The following is a 20,947-nucleotide window of genomic DNA, read 5'->3' on the forward strand; positions in this document are numbered from 1 at the left end:
CTGACGCCCCGGCGTCGTGCACCGCCACACGCCTAACGGGAACCCGGTTGCACTTGCACGATCCGCGCCCTACCCTGCGTGACGTTGGGACAAGACTTTCCGCAAGGCGGCCGATGACCGAGACGAGACTGTCTTTCAAGGAAATGTGCGCGCGGTTCGACGTGACGCCGCGCACATTGCGCTACTACGAATATATCGAGCTGCTGACGCCCGAAAAGGAAGGGCGCAACCGTTTCTACGGCCCGCGCGAAATCGCCCGCATGACGCTGATCCTGCGCGGACGCCGCTTCGGTTTCGCGCTGGAAGAACTGCGCCAATGGCTGCTAATCTACGAAAAGCAAGGCACCAAGGCGCAGCTTGAAACCTTCGTCGGCATGGCCAACCGCCAGCTTGGCGCGCTGACCAAACAGCGCGAGGAACTGGCCGTGACGATCGAGGATCTGCGCCAGCTCCGTGACGAGGCCGCGCGCCTCGCCGAAAGCGAAAGCAAAGCCTGACACCCCCTGCTTGCGGTGAATTCCCGCGCGTGCCCGGCCCTGCCCGGACGCGCTCAATCCGCTTGCGCGCTCTGCTCCGCAGGCCCCCGGACCCGCGCTGCGCCGCAACGCAGCGATTCCCGGCTTGACATTATGTTTCGCGTGACTATTCCATTCCAGCAAGAATATTGCGCTGCGACTGCACGATCTCACGTCCTGCCCGGAGGCTCCGCCATGACCCAGCCCGCTGATGAAAAGCCCGCCCGCGACAAGGCCGATCACGACAAGGCCGATCGCGACAAGCCGTGGCTGTTTCGCACCTATGCCGGCCACTCGACCGCGAAAGCCTCGAACGAACTCTACCGCACCAACCTGTCCAAGGGGCAGACCGGCCTGTCGGTCGCCTTCGACCTGCCCACCCAGACCGGCTATGACAGCGACCACGAACTCGCCCGGGGCGAAGTCGGCAAGGTCGGCGTGCCCGTCTGCCATATCGGTGACATGCGCGCGCTGTTCGATGCGATCCCGCTTGAGCAGATGAATACCTCGATGACGATCAACGCGACCGCACCGTGGCTGCTGGCGCTCTATATCGCCGTGGCCGAGGAACAGGGCGCCGATATCACCAAGCTGCAGGGCACGGTGCAGAACGACCTGATCAAGGAATACCTCTCGCGCGGGACCTATATCTGCCCGCCCAAGCCGTCCTTGCGCATGATCACCGATGTCGCGGCCTATACGCGCGAGCATCTGCCCAAATGGAACCCGATGAACGTGTGTTCCTACCATCTGCAGGAAGCGGGCGCGACGCCCGAACAGGAACTCGCCTTCGCGCTGGCGACCGCCTGCGCCGTGCTCGATGACCTGAAGGACAAGGTCCCGGCGCAGCATTTCCCGGCGATGGTGGGCCGTATCTCGTTCTTCGTGAATGCGGGCATCCGCTTCGTGACCGAGATGTGCAAGATGCGCGCCTTCACCGAACTCTGGGACGAACTCTGCCGCGAGCGCTACGGCGTCGAGGATGCGCGCTATCGCCGCTTCCGCTACGGCGTGCAGGTCAATTCGCTGGGCCTGACCGAGCAGCAGCCGGAAAACAACGTCTACCGCATCCTGATCGAGGCGCTGGCGGTGACGCTGTCCAAGAATGCCCGCGCCCGCGCCGTGCAGCTGCCGGCCTGGAACGAGGCGCTCGGCCTGCCGCGCAAATGGGACCAGCAATGGTCGCTCCGGATGCAGCAGATCCTCGCCTTCGAGACCGATCTTCTGGAATACGGCGACCTCTTCGACGGCAACCCGGTGGTCGATGCCAAGGTACAGGCGCTCAAAGAGGGCGCGCGCCACGAACTCGCGCTCATCGATGATATGGGCGGCGCGGTCGACGCGATCGACTATATGAAAGGCCGCCTTGTCGAGGCCAATGCCGAGCGCATCGCCCGGATCGAGGACGGCGAAACCGTGGTCGTGGGCGTGAACCGCTTCACCACCACAGAACCCTCGCCGCTGACCACCGGCGAAGGCGCGATCATGGTCGCCGACGCCGATGCCGAGGCCGACCAGATCGCCCGCCTGACCACGTGGCGCAGCGAGCGCGACGAAGCCGCGGTGCATGCCGCCCTGACCGCGCTGCGCGACGCCGCGCTCTCGGGCGCCAATGTCATGCCCGCCTCGATCCGCGCCGCGAAAGCGGGGGCCACGACGGGCGAATGGGGCCTTGTGATGCGGCGGGCCTTCGGCGAATACCGCGCGCCCACCGGCGTCTCGCGCAACCCGTCGAACCGTACAGAGGGGCTGGAAGAGATCCGCGCCGCCGTCGATACGGTCAGTACACGGCTGGGGCGCCGCCTGAAATTCGTGGTCGGCAAGCCGGGCCTAGACGGCCATTCCAACGGCGCCGAACAGATCGCCGCCCGCGCGCGCGATTGCGGCATGGACATCCATTACGAGGGCATCCGCCTGACTCCGTCGGAAATCGTCGACGCGGCGCTCGAGCAGCAGGCGCATGTCGTCGGACTGTCGATCCTCTCGGGCAGCCATGTGCCGCTGGTCGAAGAACTGATGACGCGGATGCGCCAAGCGGGCCTAGGCGACACGCCCGTGGTGGTCGGCGGCATCATCCCCGAAGACGACGCCACCCGTCTGCGGGCCATGGGCGTCGCCGCCGTCTACACGCCCAAGGATTTCGAACTCAACCGCATCATGATGGACATTGTCGGCCTCGTCTCGGAGACCGCTGTCGCCGCCGAGTAACCGCTAAAGACAAGGGCGGACGGTTCCCGAAAAACCGCCCGCCCCGTCTTTAATCCCCAAATATCCCGGGGGTCCGGGGGCAGCGCCCCCGGTCCTGTCCGTCAGACCAGCGTGCCTTCGGGCGTGATGCGGGTCTTGCCACCCAGCCACGGATGCAGCGCCGCCGGCAGCGTGACCGAACCGTCCGCCTGTTGGCCGTTCTCCAACACCGCGATCAGGCAGCGCCCCACGGCCAGCCCCGAGCCGTTCAGCGTCGCCAGGAATTCGGGCTTGCCGCCGCCCTCGGGCCGGAACCGCCCGTTCATCCGCCGCGCCTGGAACGTGCCGCAGGTCGAGCAGGACGAGATCTCGCGATAAGCGTTCTGGCCGGGCAGCCAGACCTCGATGTCATGCGTCTTCTGGCTGCCAAAGCCCATGTCCCCGGTGCAAAGCACCACGGTGCGATAGGGCAGTTCCAGCTTTTCCAGGATCGCCTGCGCGCAGCCGGTCATGCGGTCATGCTCGGCCAGCGCTTCGTCGGGATGGCAGAGGGTCACCATCTCGACCTTTTCGAACTGGTGCTGGCGCAGGATGCCGGTCGTATCCTTGCCCGCCGAGCCCGCTTCCGAGCGGAAGCAATGGGTATGCGCGGTCATCCGCACCGGCAATTGCGCGCCGTCCATGATCTCGCCCGCGGCAAAGTTGGTCATGGTGACTTCCGAGGTCGGTATCAGCCACCAGCCATTCGTCGTCTGATAGCTGTCCTCGGCGAATTTCGGCAGGTTGCCCGTGCCGTACATCGCCTCATCCTTAACCAGAACCGGGGTCCAGCATTCTTCCAGCCCGTGCTCGGTCGTGTGGGTGTCGATCATGAACTGCGCCAGCGCCCGGTGAACGCGCGCGACTGCGCCCTTCAGCACCATGAAGCGCGAGCCCGACAGCTTGGCCGCCATCGCCAGATCCAGACCCGGTTTCACGCCCGCAATGTCGAAATGCTCGACCGGCTGGAAATCCAGCGCGCGCGGCTCGCCCCAGCGGCGTGTCTCGACATTGTCGTCCTCGTCCTTGCCGAAGGGCACCTCGTCAAGCGGCAGGTTGGGGATCTCGGCCAGCCGCGCGGTCAGCGCCGCGTCTTCCTCGGCTGCCTGCGCGTTCAGCGCGGCGATCTCGGCCTTCTTCTCGGCCACCAGCGCGCGCAGGCGCTCGAACTCGGCCTCGTCGCCCCGGCCCTTGGCCGCGCCCACCTCTTTCGAGGCCTTGTTCTGCTCGGCCTGCGCGGTCTCGGCGGCAAGGATCTTCGCGCGGCGGCTTTCATCCATCGACAGCAATTCCGCCGACAGCGGCGAAAGCCCCCGGCGGGCCAGAGCGTCGTCGAAAGCGGCGGGGTTCTCGCGGATGGCGCGGATATCGTGCATTGTCGTCCTCGAAACTGGCGCGAAACGTCTGGGGCCTGATATGCACCAAAGCGCCGCACGGGGAAAGGCCGCGCGTTACTGCGTTCCGTGGCCCGTCTCGGCGTCGCCGTGACTCAGCTTTGCTGGACGATGATGTCGAAATCGACCCGGCACCAGCGCAGATGGCCCAGATGCAGGATCTGCCCGCGGATGCGGATCGTGCCCGCGGTATTCTCGTCGATATCGGACGGCCACATCGAGATCAGCCGGATCTCGGCCGCCTCGTGATTGTCCTGATCGCGAAAGCTGATCGGCCCGCCGATGAAAGCGTGGCGCACGGGTTGCCAGGACCGGGAAAAACTGCCGCCGGCGCGCTCGACACTGAAACCGTGGTGGTCATTCAGAAAGGTCAGCGTGTCGCCATCGGTATTCCAAGCGATATTGGCCGGGTGGAAGCGCACGACATAGGTCTGCGGCCGCCCCGACCAGCCGCCACTCATGCAGGCGGGCGAAAAGTTCGACAGCGTGCCGCCCCCCTCGAACCGGCCCGATTGCGCAGCGGCAGGCAGGACGGAGAGGGACATAAACAGCGCCGACACGGCGGCAACGGCGGACGAACGGAAGGTCATGAAACACCCATCAGAGGCAGAATTTGGCCCTACGAGACCGGGATACGCGTACATCCCGGCAATCAGCGCCGGGTTACCGGATGCCCGGACTAGTGCGGACACCCGCAGAATACCAACAGGAAAAATGCGGTTGCATGATGGCAGGAACGAGGAAACCCGCGCACAATTCCGCTATGGCCTGCGGGAATGCAGGGCCACACATGCAAAAAACGGGGGCGCCGGGCGCCCCCGTCTGTGTAGTCGCTTCAAGCCCGGCTGAGCGGCGAGCGTCTCAGCGCTGCTGGACGATCACGTCGAAATCGACCCGGCACCACCGCGCCAGCGCCAGATGCTGGATCTGCCCGCGGATGCGCACCGGCTGATCGGTATTCTCATCCAGATTGTTGGGCCACATCGACAGGATGCGAATCCGCGCCGCCTCGGGCTGGTTCTGATCGGCCACCGTGATCCCGCTGCCGAGGAAGGCATGGGTGACAGGTTGCCACCTATTGCTGAAATTCCCGCCGTTCAGGATGAAGCTCATCGCGGTCTGGCCGCCGTAAAAGGCAATCGAGTCGCGGTCGCGGTTGGAACCGACACCGCGCGGGTGGTAGCGCACCTCGTAACGCTCGGGCGTGTCGACCCAGCCGTCATTGATGCAGGCGGGGGTCCAGTTCGACAGCGTGCCGCCTCCATGGAACCGGCCCGTCAACGCCCCCGCCGTCAGCGGCAGCGCGCCTGCCACCAGCGCCGCGATAGCGCCTGTGAGTATCTTCTTCATCATGTCCGGTCCCCCCGCTTGGTAACTTATGAAATATGCGGCCTCTCCCAATCGACGGGAAAGACGTTTTCATTTTGCGAAGAACCGCGGAAAACATCAAGGATTTCACGGCTTGCGCCCAGATTCAGGTCCCGGATTCAGGCCGCCCCGCGCGTGCCTTGCCAGCCCCAGATCGCCGAGGATCGCGTAGAAGGCCGGCAGCACGATCAGCACCAGCAGTGTCGAGGCGATCATGCCGAACACCACGCTGACCACCAAGGGCTTGAGGACCTGCGCCTGAAGTGAGGTCTCGGCCAGTAGCGGCACCATGCCGATCACCGTCGTGGCAACGGTGATGACGATGGGCCGCACCCGCGCGCGGACCGCCGCCCCGGCAGAGGCGGCCAGCGACAGGCCCTCGGCGGCGCGGGCCTTGGTGACCTCGACCAGCAGGATCGCGTTGTTGACGACGATCCCCGCCAGCGAGGCCGCACCCATCATCGACGGCATCGAGATATCATAGCCGGTCGCCCAATGACCCCAGACCACGCCCAGAAAGGCCAGCGGGATCGTCATCATCACGATTACCGGCTCGACATAGCTGCGGAACTGAAAGGACAGGATCAGGTAAATCCCCAGCAACCCCAGAACAAAGCCCCGCACGATGGAACCCGCCGTTTCGGCCAGGTTCTCCGCCTGCCCTTCGACCGAGATCCGCAGTCCCGGCACCGTCGCCGTCATCTCGTCCAGAAGCGTTTCGCGCAAAACGGCGGTGATCGCATCGGCATTGCCCAGACGCGGGTCGATATCGGCCTGCACGGTCACGCTGCGCGCGCCGTTCACCTGTGTGATCGTGCCCCAGCCGCGCGCCTCTTCCATGCGCAGCACGCTGTCGAAGGGCACCTCGCCGCCGCTTGGCAGACGGAAGCGGAAATCCTGCAGATCGTCCAGCGCGTCACGGTCGCCGGGGGCGAGGATCAGCTCGACCTCGTGCGCGATGGCGCCGGTGCGCACATCGTCCAGCGTGGCGCCCAGAAAGGCCGCGCGCAATTGCCCGGCCACCTCGGCGGCGGTCAGGTCCAGCCCCGGCGCCGTTTCGGTCAGGGTCAGGCGCAGCTCGGGCTTGCCGGGGCGCAGGTTGAGCATCGCGTTGCGAATGCCAGCATAGCTGCGCAACTCGGCCAGCACCCGCGCGCTCTGGTCGTGCAGGACATCCAGATCCGGATGCATGAGCCGAAGCTCGATGGCGACGCCCTGTGGGCCGATCCCGGGCTCGGCAATCACCAGCGACGAGGCCCCGGCCAGAGGTCCGATCGCCTGTCGCCACGCCTCGGCAATGTCGTCAAGCGAAGTCGCGCGGATCTCGGCGCTCAGCAGGTCGGCGCTGACCGTCGCGACATGCGCGCCCTGCTCTCCGGCCGAGACATTGCGGTTGAACCGCGTGATCCGCCGCACGACCAGCGGCTGCCCCTCGGGTTGATCGGGGGACAGATCGGAATTGACCTGCATGAGCGCAGCCTCGACCTGCGCGACGGCCTCTTGCGTGCGCGACAGCGGCGTGCCCTGCGGCATCAAGAGCCGCGCCTCCAGCACATCGCCGTCGATATCGGGCAGCGCCTCGCGCCTGACCACGCCGCCGCCCACCGCGCCGAGGGTCACGATCAGCGCGCCGATGGCCAGCCCGGTCGTCAGGTACCGTGCCCGGATCGCCAGATCGGCCACCCGCCCCAGCCCCTCGCGCAGATGATCGACGCCCGCATCGAAGCGGCGGCGGAACCCGCCGGGGGGGTTCCCCGCGCGCTCGGCCTCATGGCGCAGATGGCGCGGCAGGATCAGAAAGGCCTCGATCAGGCTCGCCGCCAGAGCGGCGATCAGCACCACGGGCAGGACCTGCAACACCTTGCCCAGCGTCCCGGCAAGGAACGAGAGCGGCGCGAAGATCGCCACCGTGGTCAGGAAAGACGCAAAGACGCCCGGCGCCACCACCCGGACGCCGCGCACCACGCCTTCCAGCCCGTCGCCCTTGGCGGCTTCGACGGCGATGGAATCCGACAGCACGATGGAATCGTCCATGACGATGCCGATAGCCATCAGCAGCGCGACCATCGTGATCATGTTCAGCGTCAGGCCGGTCAGCGACATCATCAACAGCGCCCCGGCCATCGCCACCGGCAATCCCATCGCCGCCCACAGCGCCAGACCGGGCCGGAAGAACAGCGACATCACCAGCACGACCAGAACCAGCCCCGCCGCGCCGTTGCGGATCAGCATCGCCAGACGGTCGCGCACAATGCTGGTCGTGTCCTGCACGATCTCGACGTTCAGGCTTGGCGGCAGGGTGCGGCGGGTGATCGCCACCTCGCCCCGCAACGCTTCGAGCGCGCGCAGGGCATCGGTGCCGCGCGGCCTTTGGATGTCCAGCAGGATCGCGGGCGCCCCGTCCAGATAAGCGCGCTCTTCGGGCGGATCGTGCTCTTCGCGGATCGTCGCGACATCGCCCAGAACCAGCCGCGCGCCATTGTCCTGCACCAGCACCGGTAGCGCGGCCAGTTCGTCCAATGTGCGGCGGCTTTCGGTCAGCCGAAGCTGCAGATCGCCCCCCGGCATCATCAGCGCGCCGCTCGGCTGATCGAGGCTTTGGGCAGACAGCAGATCGGCCAGTCGCGCGGGCGTCAGGCCGTATTGTGCCAGCACCGCGCGCTCGACCTCGATGCGGAACTGCCGCTCGCCCAGCCCCGACAGCGTGACTTGCGCAATCTCGGGCAAAGCCGACAGCCGGTCGGCCAGTCCCTCGGCGAACAGGTCAAGCTCGTGCAGCGGCAGATCGCCCGACACCGCGACCGAGGCCACGCCGTCGGTGCGGTGCAATTCGCGCACCAGCGGATCTTCGGCCCGCGCGGGAAAGCTGTCGATGGCGCCGATCTCGGTGCGCAGGGCGTTGACGAAACGGATCGGATCGCCGCCTTCGTCCATCACCGCCACCGCCCGCGCGCGGTTGTCCTGTGCCGTGCAGCGCAGCTCGTCCAGGGCCTCGACGCCCTGCACCGCATCCCAGAGCGGGCGGCAGATCGCCTCTTCGACCTCAGAGGCCGCCGCCCCGCGATAGGGCACGGTGATTTCGACCTCGGTGTCGCGGAAATCGGGGAATGTCTCGCGGATCAGCGCGGGCAGCGACAGCGCGCCCATCGCCAGAAACAGGATCAGCAGCAGGTTCGCCGCCGTCGGATGCCCCGCGAACCAGCGGATCACGGGGCCACCGCCAGCAACGGCATCCCCGGAATCGCCGGGGCGATATCGTCGATCACCAGCCGCTCACCGGGCGCAAGCCCGCTGTCGATCACCGCCAGATCGTCCTGCCGATAGGCGATCTCGACCGCGCGCAGTTCCAGACGGCTTTCGGCGTCTATGAGATAGACCATGCCGCCGTGCACCGCCGAGGCCGGGACCGCAATCACATCGGACAGCGCCGGGCCGGTCAGCGTGACCTGCGCCTGAAGGTTGGAAATCAGCGGGATGCGCTCGGGCGGATGGGCACCATCAAACGGGTCATCCACGGTGATGACCGCCTGAACCGTACGCGCCTGCGGGTCCAGCGCCGGTTCGACCCGCGAAAGCCGTCCCTGCCAGACCTGACCGGGATTCGAGACCGGCTCGACCGAGACCGACACGGCATCGGTGCGCCCGGCATCCAGCGCCTCGAGAATGCCGCCGTCGAAGGCGATGCCCGACAGCATCCGTTGAAAGGCCGCGATCGGCACCTGCGCGACGACCTCGGCCTGCGCCAGCCCTTCCCCCGCGACCAGCACCTGCCCGGTCGCGACGACCTGATACCGCTCGACAGGGGCCTGCGTGATGCGCAGATCGAAGGGCGCGGTGATCTCGGTATGCGCCAGATCGCGGCGCGCCCGGGCCAGCGCGGCCTCGGTCCGCGCGCGCTGTGCGGCCAGCCGATCCTGCCGGGGGCCGATCAGCGCCAATGCGTTCTGCAGCTCGACCACGACGCGCCGCGCAGCCAGAACGGCGCGCTCGGCCTCGTCCCCGCGCGAGGCGGGCGCGGTCCCCTGCGAGACCAGCTCGCGGGTGCGCTGCGCATCGGCTTCGCTCAGTGCCAGCCGGGCCTGTTCCAGCTCGAGCACCCGGCGGGTATTGTCGGCTTCGGCCTCGATCTGCGCGCTTTCCGCGCTCAGCGAGGCCAGATCCGCCTCGGCCTGCGCGATGGCCAGTTCGTAATCGGCGGGGTCGATGCGCATCAACACATCGCCTTCGCGCGCCAGCATCCCGGTTTCCAGATCGGGCGCCTGCCAGATCACCGCGCCACGCACCTCGCTGATGGCGCTCCATGTCTCGGCGGGGCGCACATTGCCCCAGCCCTGCGCCACCGGCACCAGATCGCGGGGCTCGACCGGCGCAACCCGGACGGCCAAACCCACCTGCGTCGAGACAACGCGCCCCGGCGCGGGCGCCTGCGCGACCAGCCGCGCAGCAATGACCGCGCCCAGCGCGATCGGCGTCACGAACATCACCACGGCCAGAATCCTGCGCATCGGTCGTATCCCCCGCACCTGTCGCCGGAATGCAGGCTAAGCGCCGCTCACCTTCGCGGCAAGGCGACGCAGAGCCGCGCGCGAAATCACCGACACCGCAACGACGTTGACGCCAGCGGCCCAGCCCATGCTTGCGCCTTACCGCTGGCATCGCTAAACCCCACAGCGATCCATATCCGTTCCCGTCCGATCCTGCCGGAGAGACCCATGTCCACCATCGACATCGAGACCGCGCGCCGGGTGGCGAAACTCGCCCGCATCCGCGTCGCCGACGATAGCCTGCCGCAACTGGCGCAGGAATTGTCCGGCATCCTGACCTTCATGGAGCAGCTCGGCGAAGTCGATGTGACGGGTGTCGAGCCGATGACCTCGGTCACGCCAATGCGCCTGAAACGCCGCCCGGACGCCGTGACCGACGGGAATATCCAGGACAAGGTCCTGTCGAACGCCCCCGATGCCCGCGAGGGCTTCTTTGCCGTGCCGAAGGTGGTGGAATGAGCCTGAACGAACTGACAATCGCCGAAGCGCGCGACCGCCTGAAAAAGGGCGAAGTGACCTCGGTCGATCTGACCGAAGCGTGCCTGAAAGCCATCGACGCGGCCGATGCGCTCAATGCCTTCGTGCACAAGACGCCCGAGATCGCGCTGGAACGCGCCAAGGCTGCCGATGCGCGCATCGCAAAGGGCGACGCGCCCGCCATGTGCGGCATCCCGGTCGGCATCAAGGACCTGTTCTGCACCGAGGGCGTGCCCTCGCAGGCAGCGTCCAACATCCTGAGCGGCTTCCGGCCCGAATACGAATCCACCGTGTCGGCGCAGCTGCGCGATGCGGGCGCGGTCATGCTGGGCAAGCTGAACATGGACGAATTCGCCATGGGCTCGTCCAACGAAACCTCGTGCTACGGCAACGCGGTCAACCCGTGGCGGCGCGGCAATGACGACACGGCGCTGACGCCGGGTGGCTCGTCGGGCGGCTCGGCTTCGGCCATCGCGGCGGATCTGTGCCTTGGCGCGACCGGCACCGATACTGGCGGGTCGATCCGTCAGCCCGCCGCCTTCACCGGCACCGTGGGCATCAAGCCGACCTATGGGCGCTGCTCGCGCTGGGGGATAGTCGCCTTTGCCTCGTCGCTCGATCAGGCCGGACCGATGACGAAGACCGTGCGCGACTCGGCGATCATGCTGCAGGCGATGGTCGGTCACGACCCCAAGGATTCGACCTCGGCCGATATCGCCGTGCCGGATTTTGAAGCGGCGCTGACCGGCGACATTCGCGGCAAGACCATCGGCATTCCGCGCGAATACCGGATGGACGGCATGCCCGCCGAGATCCAGAAGCTCTGGGACGACGGCGCGGCGATGCTGAAGGATGCAGGCGCCAAGATCGTCGATATCTCGCTGCCGCATACGAAATACGCGCTGCCCACCTATTACGTCATTGCCCCGGCGGAAGCCTCGTCGAACCTCGCACGGTATGACGGGGTGCGCTACGGCCACCGCGCCACGCTGGAAGCGGGCGACGGCATCACCGAGATGTACGAAAAGACCCGCGCCGAGGGCTTCGGCCCGGAAGTGCAGCGCCGCGTGATGGTCGGCACCTATGTGCTGTCGGCGGGCTTCTACGACGCCTATTACAACAAGGCCCGCAAGGTCCGCGCGCTGATCAAGAAGGATTTCGACGATGTCTTCACCGAGGGCGTCGATGCGATCCTGACCCCGGCCACCCCCTCGGCCGCCTTCGGGCTGGGCGAGATGAAGGATGCCGACCCGGTGCAGATGTATCTCAACGACGTCTTCACCGTGACCGTGAACCTCGCCGGACTGCCCGGCGTGGCGTTGCCCACGGGTCTGGATGCCAAGGGTCTCCCGCTGGGGTTGCAGCTGATCGGCCAGCCCTGGGGCGAGGCGGATCTTCTGAACACGGCGCAGGTTCTTGAAGACGCGGCAGGTTTTGTTTCCAAACCGGGCAAATGGTGGTAATCTTCTCTGCATAAGATCAAAAACAAGATCGAGCAGAGGCAGACATGCGCATTTTGGCACTGGCGGTTCCGCTGGCCCTGTTGGGGTTGGCGGGATGCTCCGCAGGACGTGATAGCTACGCATCCATGACCACTACGGGCGTCGGCTTCGGCGATTACCAGCGCTACCTGCGCGACCGCTCGGCAGTGCCTCCCGCCTCCTCTCGCACGGCAGGACGCTCGGGCATCCCCTATTCAGTGCCGCCGCAAACCGCCGAGAATCCCAACCAGACGCCGATCCTGCCGCCCGCTTCAATGCCCGCGCGCGCGCCCTCGACCGTCGATGCGATCCCGCGCCGCGAACGGCCCGCACCGGCCAGCGGCGCCCCGCTCGCCGCACCGATCGAGACGCAGACGCTCGCCCCCGTGCAAGCCAGCGCGGCCCAGCCCGCCCCGGCTCAGGCCATAACCGCCGCGCAACCGGCCCCCATGCCGGCACCCGCCCCGGCGCAGTCCGGCACGGCGTTTTCGGCGACGCCGGTGGCCGGGCAGGCCCCGCAACAGGGCATCCGCGACGCGCAGACCTATCACGCCGATGCCAGTACGCCCGCCGGTGCGCAGGGCGCAGGCCCCGCGCCCGCACAGATCGTTACCGTCGGTTCGGTGCCGCCGCCCACGGAATCGGGCGGCCCGAACCTGATGGAATACGCGCTCAGCGTTCCGCACGGCCCGGGCACCGAGGTCTATCGCCGCATCAACCCGATGCGCTGGTCTTCGTGGCAGGACAATTGCCTGCGCTTCCGCAATCAGGACGCCGCACAGCGCGCCTTCCTCGAAGCGGGCGGCCCCGATCGCGACCGTGACAATCTGGACCCCGACGGCGACGGCTTCGCCTGCTGGTGGGACCCGACTCCGCTGCGTCAGGCGGTGGCACACCGCTGATGCGCCCCTGTCCTTCGCCCAATTTCGGACCGCGCCGCGACCGGCTGCGGCCCGAACTGGTCGTCGTGCATTTCACCGAGATGCGCTCGACCAAGGCCGCGCTCGACCGGCTTTCGGACCCCGCCGCCGAGGTCTCGGCGCATTACCTGATCGGCCGTGACGGCACGCTCTGGCAGATGGTCGAGGAAGAGATGCGCGCCTGGCACGCGGGCGCGGGCGAATGGCGCGGACGCGGCGACGTGAATTCCCGCTCGATCGGGATCGAGCTGGACAATGATGGAAAGAGCCCTTTTGCCGCGCCGCTGATGGACCGGCTGGAACAGCTGCTCGCCGGGATCCTGCCGCGCTGGGGCATCGCGCCCGACGGTGTCATCGCCCATTCCGACATGGCGCCCGGCCGCAAGGTCGATCCCGGCCCGCGTTTCGACTGGCGCAGGCTGGCGCGGCAGGGGCTGGCGATCTGGCCCGAGACACCGGGGGATGCCGGGGTGCCGCTTGCCACGTCGCTCGACCGCATCGGTTATCCCGACGTCACGCCCGACCTGCGCCTCGCGGCCTTTCGCCTGCGCTTTCGCCCCGGCGTGTCCGGGCCAGAATGCGCCGAGGACCGCGCTGTCGCGGCAGCGGTCGCGGCGTTGTCCTAAAGCGGTCCCGGCCTGCGCTCTTCGCTCAGGAGCACATTGGCGTCGACCGCGCCCACGCCGGGCAGCGTCATGATCCGCCGCCGCAACACCCGCTCGAAATCGGCGATGTCGCGGGCGACCACGCGCAGGCGGTAATCATAAAGCCCCAGCACATGCTGAACCGTCTGCACTTCGGGGATGGCCGACACCGCGCGCTCGAAATCCTCCAGACTGACACGCCCCTTGGCAGCCAGCGTCACCCCCAGAAACACCGTCACCCCGAAACCCAGCGCCGAGCGGTCCAGCACCAGCCGCCGTCCGGCCAGCGCACCCGCCTCGGTCAGCCGCCGGATCCGCCGCCATGTCGCGGGCTGGCTGAGACCCAGCTGCCGCCCCAGCGCGCCGGCGCTCAGCGTGGCATCCCCGGCCAACGCGCGCAGGATCGCGCGGTCGGTTTCGTCGAGATCGATCATCGGACCGCCCCCCGGGTGAGGGGTTTCGCCCTTGCAATGCTGCGGGCGACCAAGGAGGGGGGCGCTGCGCCCCTCGGCGCTGCGCGCCTCACCCCCGGGGATATTTCCGGATTAAAGATGCGCGTCATAGCGGCAGGCTTTCGCCGCGCTTGATCTCGGCCACATGCATCAGCGCTTCGAGATCGGCGATATGCGGCAAGGTCAGGATGCGCGCGCGGTAGATTTCGCGGTAATGGTCCATGTCGCGGGCGATCACGTTGAGACGCACATCGACGCGGCCGAGAAAGGTCTGGATTTCCAGCACTTCGGGCACCTGCCGTGCAGCGGCGAGGAATTCGTCGAAGGCGCGCGGATCGGTCTTGTCGAGCGTGACCCGCAGCGACACCTCGACCTCCCATCCCAGCGAGCGCCAGTCGATCACCGCCTGCGCGCCCTTCAGGATACCGCGCCGGCGCAGCCGGTCGAGGCGGCGTGACGCCGTGGCCTCGGTCATGTTGGCGCGGCGCGCGAGCTCGGCGACCGGCTGGGCGGGATCGGCCTGCAGATGGCGCAGAAGGCGGCGGTCGGTATCGTCGGCCAGCATGAAAACCCCGGAATTTTGCAATCATGCGAATGGAACATGACAGGTTTGCGCGAAAACTACGGGCTATTGCAATGCCTTTCGCGCGAATCTGCCTATGATGCGACCGTATCAAGACTGCAAAAGGAGCGCCCTCATGCGCGTGTATTACGACCGCGATTGCGACATCAACCTGATCAAGGACAAGAAAGTGGCCATCCTCGGCTACGGGTCGCAGGGCCACGCCCATGCGCTGAACCTGCGCGATTCGGGTGCAAAGAACGTCGTCGTCGCGCTGCGCGAGGGCTCGCCCTCGGCCGCGAAGGCCGAAGGCGAAGGCCTGAAGGTCATGGGCATTGCCGAAGCCGCCGCCTGGTGCGACCTGATCATGTTCACCATGCCCGACGAACTGCAGGCCGAGACCTATAAAAAATATGTCCATGACAACCTGAAGGAAGGCTCGGCCATTGCCTTCGCGCATGGTCTGAACGTGCATTTCGGCCTGATCGAGCCGAAGCCGGGTGTCGATGTCATCATGATGGCGCCCAAGGGCCCGGGCCACACCGTCCGCGGCGAATACACCAAGGGCGGCGGCGTGCCCTGCCTTGTGGCGGTGCATCAGGACGCGACCGGCAAGGCGATGGAGATCGGCCTGTCCTATTGCTCGGCCATCGGTGGCGGGCGTTCGGGCATCATCGAGACGAACTTCCGTCAGGAATGCGAAACCGACCTGTTCGGCGAGCAGGCCGTGCTGTGCGGTGGTCTGGTCGAGCTGATCCGCATGGGCTTCGAGACGCTGGTCGAGGCCGGTTACGAGCCGGAAATGGCCTATTTCGAGTGCCTGCACGAGGTGAAGCTGATCGTCGACCTGATCTATGAGGGCGGCATCGCGAACATGAACTACTCGATCTCGAACACCGCCGAATACGGCGAGTATGTCTCGGGCCCGCGCATCCTGCCCTATGACGAGACCAAGGCCCGCATGAAAGCGGTGCTGACCGACATCCAGACCGGCAAATTCGTGCGTGACTTCATGCAGGAAAACGCCGTGGGTCAGCCGTTCTTCAAGGCGACCCGCCGGATCAACGACGAGCACCAGATCGAGCAGGTCGGCGAGAAGCTGCGCGCGATGATGCCGTGGATCTCGGCCGGCAAGATGGTCGACAAGGCCCGCAACTAAGGCGCGCAACTGAGTGCGAAAAACGGTGCGTGCGAGCACGCACCCTACGCGTCCTGCGCGTAGACAGAAGGGCGCGCGGCGGGGAGGCTGCGCGCCCTTTTTCCTGTTCCCTTGGGCGGCCACCCGCCCCGCCCCGCCCGAAGCGCGCGCGAGCGGGGCGGGTGGGTGGGAGCGACGCGCGCGCCCTGCGACGCTGCGCCACAACTGCTTCAACTGTGAAGAATGATGCTTCCTTTCCCGCAATCGGCGCGCTAACCCCGAGGGCATGGATACGACGACGCCTCTCGATGACCGCCGCGCCAAGCGCAACGTGACCGTTCTGGTGGCCGCGCAGGCCATCCTCGGCGCGCAGATGCCGATGATCTTCACCACCGCCGGCCTTGCCGGGCAGGCGCTGGCGCCCAATCCCTGCTGGGCCACGCTGCCCATTTCCGCGGCGGTGCTGGGCTCGATGCTGTCGGCGGCCCCGATGTCGGCCTTCATGCAGCGCCGGGGGCGCCGGGCGGGCTTCGTGCTGGGCTCGTTCGCGGGCGCGGTCGGGGCGGCGATCGGCGCGCTCGGGCTGCTCAACGGCTCTTTCCTGCTCTTCGTGCTGGGCGCGCTGTTTACCGGCATCTACATGTCCGGGCAGGGTTTCTACCGTTTCGCCGCGACCGATACCGCGTCGGATGCCTTCAAGCCAAAGGCGATCAGCTATGTCATGGCGGGCGGGCTGCTGGCAGCGATTCTGGGGCCGCAGCTGGTCAAGGTCACGGCCGAGTCGATGGTCGTGCCGTTCCTCGGCACCTACCTGGGCGTGATCGTGGTCAATCTGGTCGGGATGTGGCTGTTTGCCTTTCTCGACATTCCCAAGCCCCCCGCGCCGGTCAAGGGCGCGCAGATCGTCGGGCGCACCCGCGGGGAATTGCTGCGCGAGCCGATGATCGTCGTCGCCATCATCTGCGCCACCGTCAGCTATGCGCTGATGAACCTCGTGATGACCTCGACCCCGCTGGCGGTGGTCGGTTGCGGCTTCGAGACCGCGAATGCCGCCGATATCGTCTCGGCCCACGTGCTGGCAATGTACGCGCCGTCCTTCTTTACCGGCCACCTGATCGCGCGTTTCGGCGTCGAAAAAGTCATCGCCGCGGGCCTGCTGATCCTCGTGGGCAGCGGTGCCGTGGCGCTGTCAGGGGTCGAGCTTGAGCATTTCTTCATCGCGCTGATCCTGCTGGGTCTTGGCTGGAACTTCGGCTTCATCGGCGGCACCACGATGCTGGCGCGCGCCCATTCCCCGGCCGAGCGCGGTCGGATTCAGGGCGTCAACGATGCGATCGTCTTCGGGGGTGTTACTGTGGCCTCGCTGGGATCGGGTCAGTTGATGAATTGCTCGGGCTCGGATGTGCAGACCGGATGGCAATTGGTGAATCTGTCGATGATCCCGTTCCTGGTGCTGGCGGGGGGCGCGCTGATCTGGCTTTCAATGCGCCCCAAACAGGCCTGATTCAGACACGCGGCAGATTCAAATTGCTGACCAAATCGTCAAGCTGCCCGGAAAATCACCGCATTTCAGCGGCTTGAGCGCCCCGCCCGGGCCCCGGCAGCCGGTTTGGGATTTCCTGTTGACGGCTGCATTTTCCACGGCTAGCGTCGCTTTCAATAAGTCGGCCAGTCCGACAGGGAGCAAAAAAAGTCGAAAGGGGTCCAGCTTGCGGGCCCCTTTCGCTTTTCTTTCCCGGCGCCGTTCCTGTCGTCAAAACGACGGTTTTCGTGCCCCATGACAACAATCGGCGCCAACGGACAAAGGGGAAGCCACGGGCGCCCCCGCGTCACCTTCACGATCTGCTCCGCGCCGGATCGCGTTTTCGGCAACTCGGTGCCCGTTGCCGGATTTCCTCCTGACTTGAGCGATTCTTCATGTTACGCCCTAGGACGAATTTCACGCACCAGAGGATGCTTCCATGATGTTCCGTTCCGCCATGACCACCGGTCTGGTCAGCGCCCTGCTCGTTGCTGCCGCTCCGGCCTTCGCCCAGGAAGAAGGGGCCGCAGCTGGCGCCCCCGCCGCGCAAAGCCAGGGTCAGCAGCCGGAAGTCGTCGCGACGCATGCGGACTGGCAGGTCGTTTGCGCCCCCGAAGCCGAGGGCCAGCCGCGCCAGTGCGAGATGTACCAGCTTCTGCGCGATGGCGGCGGCTCGCCGATCGCCGAGTTCTCGATCGCAGCGCTGCCGCTTGGCGCTGAGTTCGCGGCCGGTGCCACCATCACCACGCCGCTCGAAACCTTCCTGCCCACGGGTCTCGGCTTCCGCATCGGCGACGCCGAAGATATGCGCGTCGAAGGGTTCCGCGTCTGCACCGTCGTGGGCTGCGTCGTGCGCATGGGGCTGAGCGGCGAAGAGGTCGATCAGCTCAAGGCCGGGTCGAACGCGACCGTGACCATTGCGCCCTTCATCGCCATCGACCAGCCGATCGAGATCAACGTCTCGCTCTCGGGCTTCACCGCCGCTTATGACGAGCTGCAGACGCGCTTCGCGGAAGCCGCCGCCGCCGCCCGCACGGGCGAGTAACCGCTCCGGCGCTCAGGCCCGCCTGAGCGCCAGACAGGCATTCATGCCTCCGAAGGCGAAAGCGTTCGACAGCGCCGCGTCCACAAGGGCGCGGCGCGACTCGTTGGGAACCACGTCGAGACCCAGTACCGCCGGATCGGCCTCGCGCCAGCCTGCCGTGGGCGGTATCACACCGTCGCGCAGCGCCGAGATCACCGCCAACAGCTCGACCGCCCCCGCCGCGCCCAGCAAATGCCCATGCATGGACTTCGTCGACGAGACCGGCGGCGGCGTGTCGAAGACGCTGCGGATTGCCTGTGCCTCGGACCGGTCATTGGCCGCGGTCGCCGTGCCGTGTGCGTTGATATAGCCGATATCGTCGGCGTTCAGCCCGCCATCGGCCAGCGCGCCGCGCATCGCCCGCGCGGCGCCGTCGGGATCGGGCAGCACGATATCGCCCGCATCCGAACTCATCGCCGCGCCCGCGACCTCGGCCAGGATCTCGGCGCCGCGTGCCGTGGCCCTGTCCCAGTCCTCGAACACGAAGACCGTCGCCCCTTCACCCTGCACCATGCCGTTGCGGCTGGCGCAGAACGGGCGGCAGCCATCGGGGGACATCACCCGCAGCCCTTCCCAGGCCTTCAGGCCACCGAAACACAGGGTCGCCTCGGCGCCGCCGGTCAACACCACGTCGCTGGCGCCCGAGCGCACCATCTGCAGCGCCAGCCCCATCGCATGGTTGGACGAGGCGCAGGCGGTCGAGACCGTGAAAGACGGCCCCTTCAGCCCGTGGCGCATCGACAGATGCGCGGCGGCGGCGTTATGCATGAGGCGCGGAATGGTGAAAGGATGGACGCGGTTGCGGCCCTGCGCATGCAGCGCGCGGTAGCTGTCATCGACGGTGTTGTACCCGCCCCCGCCGGTGCCCAGCACCACGCCCGCGCGCATCGCCTCGGCTTCGGACAGATCAAGCCCGGCTTGCGTCACGGCCTGCTGCGCGGCCTCGATGGCGAATTGCACCACGCGATCATAGAGCGACAACTCCTGACGCGAGAACCGCGCCTCGGCGTCCCAAATGTGGATCTGCCCGCCGATGCGGACCGACAGGCGCTCGACCTCGTCGAAATGCAGGGGGCCGATGGCCACCCTCCCCTCGGCCAGAGCCGCCATCGTGCCCGCGACATCCAGCGCCAATGCGTTGACCGTCCCGGCCCCGGTGATCGCGACGCGCCGCGCTCCGCCCCGCTCGCTGCCCATGTCTCAGCCGCGCTGGTCGCGGACCAGACGGGCAACGGCGGTGCAGACCGAGCCGACCGAGCTGAGATCCAGCGCAGCCGCCTGCGGATCGTTGGCATTGAAGGGGACCTGAACGTCGAAGGCTTCCTCGACCGCGAAGATCACCTCGGCCATGCCCAGACTGTCGATGCCCAGCCCTTCGAGCGTCATCTCAGGGGTCAGGCCCGAAGGCTCACGCATGGCCTGCAGGGCCAGGATTTCGACGACCTTGCGCTGCAGGCCATCGTCGAGGGTCAAGAAACTGCCGTCCATCCTGTCATCTCCTGATCAAGGGGTGCCGTCGCGACCCTTCTCCATCAGGATTTTAACAGTTTTCTGAATTTCGGCCACTTGAGCGGCGAGTCGGGGCAATCTTCGTGTCGCTTTGTAGATTTCAACATGCGTTTCCATCTTCACGCCGGGATAGCCCATCAACACGCGCCCCGCCGGCGCGTTCGAGTTGATGACAGTGCCGCCCGCCGCGACCACGTCGTCGCCCACGAAAATGTTGTCGACCACGCCGACCTTGCCCGCCAGCACCACGCGGTTGCCGATCCGCGTCGATCCGGCGATGCCGACCTGACCGCAGAGCAGGCAGTCTTCACCCACGGTGACGTTGTGGGCCACCTGCACGAGGTTATCCACCTTCGTGCCGCGCCCGATCGACGTGTCGCGGATCGTGCCCCGGTCGATGGTCGCACAGGATCCGATCTCGACATCGTCGCCGATGGTGACGCCGCCCAGCGAATGGATCCGCTCCCAGACCTGTTCCTTGGTCTGCTGTGCCTGACCCAGAGTCGCGCGGGCTTCCTCGACGCGCGAGGTTTCTTCGGTCACGTAGCTGAACCCGTCGCCGCCGACGACGGCGTTGGGCTGCGCGATGAACCGGTCGCCGATTGTCACCTTGTGCCCGATCGCCACGCCCGCAAGGATCAGCGCATCCGATCCGATCACCGTGTCACGGCCAATCGAGACGCGCTCGGCGATGCGGGCATTGGGGCCGATCTTCACATTCGCACCGATCACCGTGAAGGGACCGATCCGCGCACCCTCGCCGATCTCGGCCGAGGGATCGACTACCGCCATCGCGCTGATGCCGGGGGCCAGATCGGGACCGGGATCGAAAGCCTGCGTCAACCGCGCCATCGCCAGACGGCCGCGCGGCGCGAAAATCGCCGCTTCCAGCCCCAGCGCGCGCCAGTCGGCGCCGTCCCACAGGATCGCCGCACGGGCCTTGCCCTGCGCGATGCCGTCGGCATAGCGGGGATCCATGGCAAGGGCCAGATCGAACGCACCCGCCGAAGCCGGTTCGGCTGCGGCGGTCACGGTCAGCTCGCCCGCACCCTCGAACCGCGCGCCAAGCGCGGCAGCGATATCAGCGACACTGTTTTGCATGTCGGGAAAC

19 protein-coding genes are annotated in these 20,947 nt (G+C 66.9%); 9 read left to right on the forward strand and 10 right to left on the reverse strand.

Annotated elements, in window-relative coordinates; genetic code table 11:
• Positions 1 to 113: 113 nt before the first annotated feature.
• On the forward strand, positions 114 to 497 hold the full coding sequence (locus tag JI664_RS20875) for a MerR family transcriptional regulator (protein ID WP_207015718.1): 384 nt from the start codon (positions 114 to 116) through the stop codon (positions 495 to 497).
• Positions 498 to 710: 213 nt separating this feature from the next.
• The gene (locus tag JI664_RS20880) at positions 711 to 2,723 is read left to right on the forward strand and encodes a protein meaA (protein ID WP_207015719.1); all 2,013 of its coding nucleotides are present in this window, start codon (positions 711 to 713) and stop codon (positions 2,721 to 2,723) included.
• A gap of 101 nt (positions 2,724 to 2,824) precedes the next feature.
• Here JI664_RS20880 and serS read toward each other — a convergent pair whose 3' ends face one another.
• The 5 genes from serS to JI664_RS20905 form a co-directional block, all read right to left on the reverse strand.
• A complete protein-coding gene (serS, locus tag JI664_RS20885) occupies positions 2,825 to 4,117 on the reverse strand; it encodes a serine--tRNA ligase (RefSeq protein ID WP_207015720.1) in 1,293 nt (430 codons plus the stop codon).
• 113 nt (positions 4,118 to 4,230) lie between these two features.
• Positions 4,231 to 4,725, reverse strand: coding sequence for a hypothetical protein (locus JI664_RS20890; protein ID WP_207015721.1), 495 nt, complete (start codon positions 4,723 to 4,725; stop codon positions 4,231 to 4,233).
• A gap of 271 nt (positions 4,726 to 4,996) precedes the next feature.
• On the reverse strand, positions 4,997 to 5,485 hold the full coding sequence (locus tag JI664_RS20895) for a hypothetical protein (RefSeq protein ID WP_207015722.1): 489 nt from the start codon (positions 5,483 to 5,485) through the stop codon (positions 4,997 to 4,999).
• 105 nt (positions 5,486 to 5,590) lie between these two features.
• On the reverse strand, positions 5,591 to 8,713 hold the full coding sequence (locus JI664_RS20900; protein WP_207015723.1) for an efflux RND transporter permease subunit: 3,123 nt from the start codon (positions 8,711 to 8,713) through the stop codon (positions 5,591 to 5,593).
• The gene (locus JI664_RS20905; RefSeq protein ID WP_207015724.1) at positions 8,710 to 10,008 is read right to left on the reverse strand and encodes an efflux RND transporter periplasmic adaptor subunit; all 1,299 of its coding nucleotides are present in this window, start codon (positions 10,006 to 10,008) and stop codon (positions 8,710 to 8,712) included. The genes JI664_RS20900 and JI664_RS20905 overlap by 4 nt, the downstream gene beginning before the upstream one ends.
• A gap of 207 nt (positions 10,009 to 10,215) precedes the next feature.
• Between JI664_RS20905 and gatC the strand changes: the two genes are divergently transcribed.
• The 4 genes from gatC to JI664_RS20925 all read left to right on the forward strand — a co-directional run bounded on the left by gatC (position 10,216) and on the right by JI664_RS20925 (position 13,551).
• Entirely contained in the window at positions 10,216 to 10,506 is a 291-nt protein-coding gene (gatC, locus tag JI664_RS20910) for an Asp-tRNA(Asn)/Glu-tRNA(Gln) amidotransferase subunit GatC (RefSeq protein WP_207015725.1), read from the forward strand.
• Positions 10,503 to 11,987, forward strand: coding sequence for an Asp-tRNA(Asn)/Glu-tRNA(Gln) amidotransferase subunit GatA (gatA, locus tag JI664_RS20915; RefSeq protein ID WP_207015726.1), 1,485 nt, complete (start codon positions 10,503 to 10,505; stop codon positions 11,985 to 11,987). Before gatC ends, gatA begins: the two co-directional genes overlap by 4 nt.
• A gap of 125 nt (positions 11,988 to 12,112) precedes the next feature.
• Complete coding sequence (locus JI664_RS20920) at positions 12,113 to 12,907, forward strand: hypothetical protein (RefSeq protein ID WP_207015727.1); 795 nt, start codon at positions 12,113 to 12,115, stop codon at positions 12,905 to 12,907.
• Positions 12,907 to 13,551, forward strand: coding sequence for an N-acetylmuramoyl-L-alanine amidase (locus JI664_RS20925; RefSeq protein WP_207015728.1), 645 nt, complete (start codon positions 12,907 to 12,909; stop codon positions 13,549 to 13,551). Before JI664_RS20920 ends, JI664_RS20925 begins: the two co-directional genes overlap by 1 nt.
• Here JI664_RS20925 and JI664_RS20930 read toward each other — a convergent pair.
• On the reverse strand, positions 13,548 to 14,003 hold the full coding sequence (locus JI664_RS20930; protein ID WP_207015729.1) for an Lrp/AsnC family transcriptional regulator: 456 nt from the start codon (positions 14,001 to 14,003) through the stop codon (positions 13,548 to 13,550). The genes JI664_RS20925 and JI664_RS20930 overlap by 4 nt on opposite strands.
• Before the next feature lie 124 nt (positions 14,004 to 14,127).
• The gene (locus JI664_RS20935; protein ID WP_207015750.1) at positions 14,128 to 14,583 is read right to left on the reverse strand and encodes an Lrp/AsnC family transcriptional regulator; all 456 of its coding nucleotides are present in this window, start codon (positions 14,581 to 14,583) and stop codon (positions 14,128 to 14,130) included.
• A 136-nt stretch (positions 14,584 to 14,719) separates the two neighbouring features.
• Between JI664_RS20935 and ilvC the strand changes: the two genes are divergently transcribed.
• From ilvC to JI664_RS20950, 3 genes are all read left to right on the forward strand, one after another.
• Positions 14,720 to 15,742 (forward strand): ketol-acid reductoisomerase, encoded by a 1,023-nt coding sequence (ilvC, locus tag JI664_RS20940; RefSeq protein ID WP_207015730.1) that lies wholly within the window; start codon positions 14,720 to 14,722, stop codon positions 15,740 to 15,742.
• 265 nt (positions 15,743 to 16,007) lie between these two features.
• Positions 16,008 to 17,225 (forward strand): MFS transporter, encoded by a 1,218-nt coding sequence (locus JI664_RS20945; protein WP_207015731.1) that lies wholly within the window; start codon positions 16,008 to 16,010, stop codon positions 17,223 to 17,225.
• 457 nt (positions 17,226 to 17,682) lie between these two features.
• Positions 17,683 to 18,288 (forward strand): invasion associated locus B family protein, encoded by a 606-nt coding sequence (locus JI664_RS20950; protein ID WP_286174216.1) that lies wholly within the window; start codon positions 17,683 to 17,685, stop codon positions 18,286 to 18,288.
• 12 nt (positions 18,289 to 18,300) lie between these two features.
• Here JI664_RS20950 and JI664_RS20955 read toward each other — a convergent pair whose 3' ends face one another.
• From JI664_RS20955 to lpxD, 3 genes are read right to left on the reverse strand one after another with little or no spacing between them, the layout of a single operon-like run.
• Positions 18,301 to 19,524 carry a beta-ketoacyl-[acyl-carrier-protein] synthase family protein gene (locus JI664_RS20955; RefSeq protein WP_207015732.1) on the reverse strand — a complete coding sequence of 408 codons (1,224 nt, stop codon included), beginning with the start codon at positions 19,522 to 19,524 and terminating at the stop codon, positions 18,301 to 18,303.
• 3 nt (positions 19,525 to 19,527) lie between these two features.
• Positions 19,528 to 19,815 carry an acyl carrier protein gene (locus tag JI664_RS20960; RefSeq protein WP_207015733.1) on the reverse strand — a complete coding sequence of 96 codons (288 nt, stop codon included), beginning with the start codon at positions 19,813 to 19,815 and terminating at the stop codon, positions 19,528 to 19,530.
• Between the two features lie 15 nt (positions 19,816 to 19,830).
• On the reverse strand, positions 19,831 to 20,937 hold the full coding sequence (gene lpxD, locus JI664_RS20965; protein WP_207015734.1) for a UDP-3-O-(3-hydroxymyristoyl)glucosamine N-acyltransferase: 1,107 nt from the start codon (positions 20,935 to 20,937) through the stop codon (positions 19,831 to 19,833).
• Positions 20,938 to 20,947 lie beyond the last annotated feature (10 nt).

The sequence above is a fragment of the Rhodobacter sp. NTK016B genome, assembly GCF_017303295.1.
Classification (GTDB): domain Bacteria; phylum Pseudomonadota; class Alphaproteobacteria; order Rhodobacterales; family Rhodobacteraceae; genus Pararhodobacter.

Excerpts from the sequence above, each read along its gene's own strand:
- JI664_RS20875 (WP_207015718.1), top strand. The coding sequence starts at position 114 with ATGACCGAGACGAGACTGTCTTTCAAGGAAATGTGCGCGCGGTTCGAC.
- JI664_RS20880 (WP_207015719.1), top strand. The coding sequence starts at position 711 with ATGACCCAGCCCGCTGATGAAAAGCCCGCCCGCGACAAGGCCGATCAC.
- serS (WP_207015720.1), bottom strand. The coding sequence starts at position 4,117 with ATGCACGATATCCGCGCCATCCGCGAGAACCCCGCCGCTTTCGACGAC.
- JI664_RS20890 (WP_207015721.1), bottom strand. The coding sequence starts at position 4,725 with ATGACCTTCCGTTCGTCCGCCGTTGCCGCCGTGTCGGCGCTGTTTATG.
- JI664_RS20895 (WP_207015722.1), bottom strand. The coding sequence starts at position 5,485 with ATGAAGAAGATACTCACAGGCGCTATCGCGGCGCTGGTGGCAGGCGCG.
- JI664_RS20905 (WP_207015724.1), bottom strand. The coding sequence starts at position 10,008 with ATGCGCAGGATTCTGGCCGTGGTGATGTTCGTGACGCCGATCGCGCTG.
- gatC (WP_207015725.1), top strand. The coding sequence starts at position 10,216 with ATGTCCACCATCGACATCGAGACCGCGCGCCGGGTGGCGAAACTCGCC.
- gatA (WP_207015726.1), top strand. The coding sequence starts at position 10,503 with ATGAGCCTGAACGAACTGACAATCGCCGAAGCGCGCGACCGCCTGAAA.
- JI664_RS20920 (WP_207015727.1), top strand. The coding sequence starts at position 12,113 with ATGACCACTACGGGCGTCGGCTTCGGCGATTACCAGCGCTACCTGCGC.
- JI664_RS20925 (WP_207015728.1), top strand. The coding sequence starts at position 12,907 with ATGCGCCCCTGTCCTTCGCCCAATTTCGGACCGCGCCGCGACCGGCTG.
- JI664_RS20930 (WP_207015729.1), bottom strand. The coding sequence starts at position 14,003 with ATGATCGATCTCGACGAAACCGACCGCGCGATCCTGCGCGCGTTGGCC.
- ilvC (WP_207015730.1), top strand. The coding sequence starts at position 14,720 with ATGCGCGTGTATTACGACCGCGATTGCGACATCAACCTGATCAAGGAC.
- JI664_RS20945 (WP_207015731.1), top strand. The coding sequence starts at position 16,008 with ATGGATACGACGACGCCTCTCGATGACCGCCGCGCCAAGCGCAACGTG.
- JI664_RS20950 (WP_286174216.1), top strand. The coding sequence starts at position 17,683 with ATGATGTTCCGTTCCGCCATGACCACCGGTCTGGTCAGCGCCCTGCTC.
- JI664_RS20955 (WP_207015732.1), bottom strand. The coding sequence starts at position 19,524 with ATGGGCAGCGAGCGGGGCGGAGCGCGGCGCGTCGCGATCACCGGGGCC.
- JI664_RS20960 (WP_207015733.1), bottom strand. The coding sequence starts at position 19,815 with ATGGACGGCAGTTTCTTGACCCTCGACGATGGCCTGCAGCGCAAGGTC.
- lpxD (WP_207015734.1), bottom strand. The coding sequence starts at position 20,937 with ATGCAAAACAGTGTCGCTGATATCGCTGCCGCGCTTGGCGCGCGGTTC.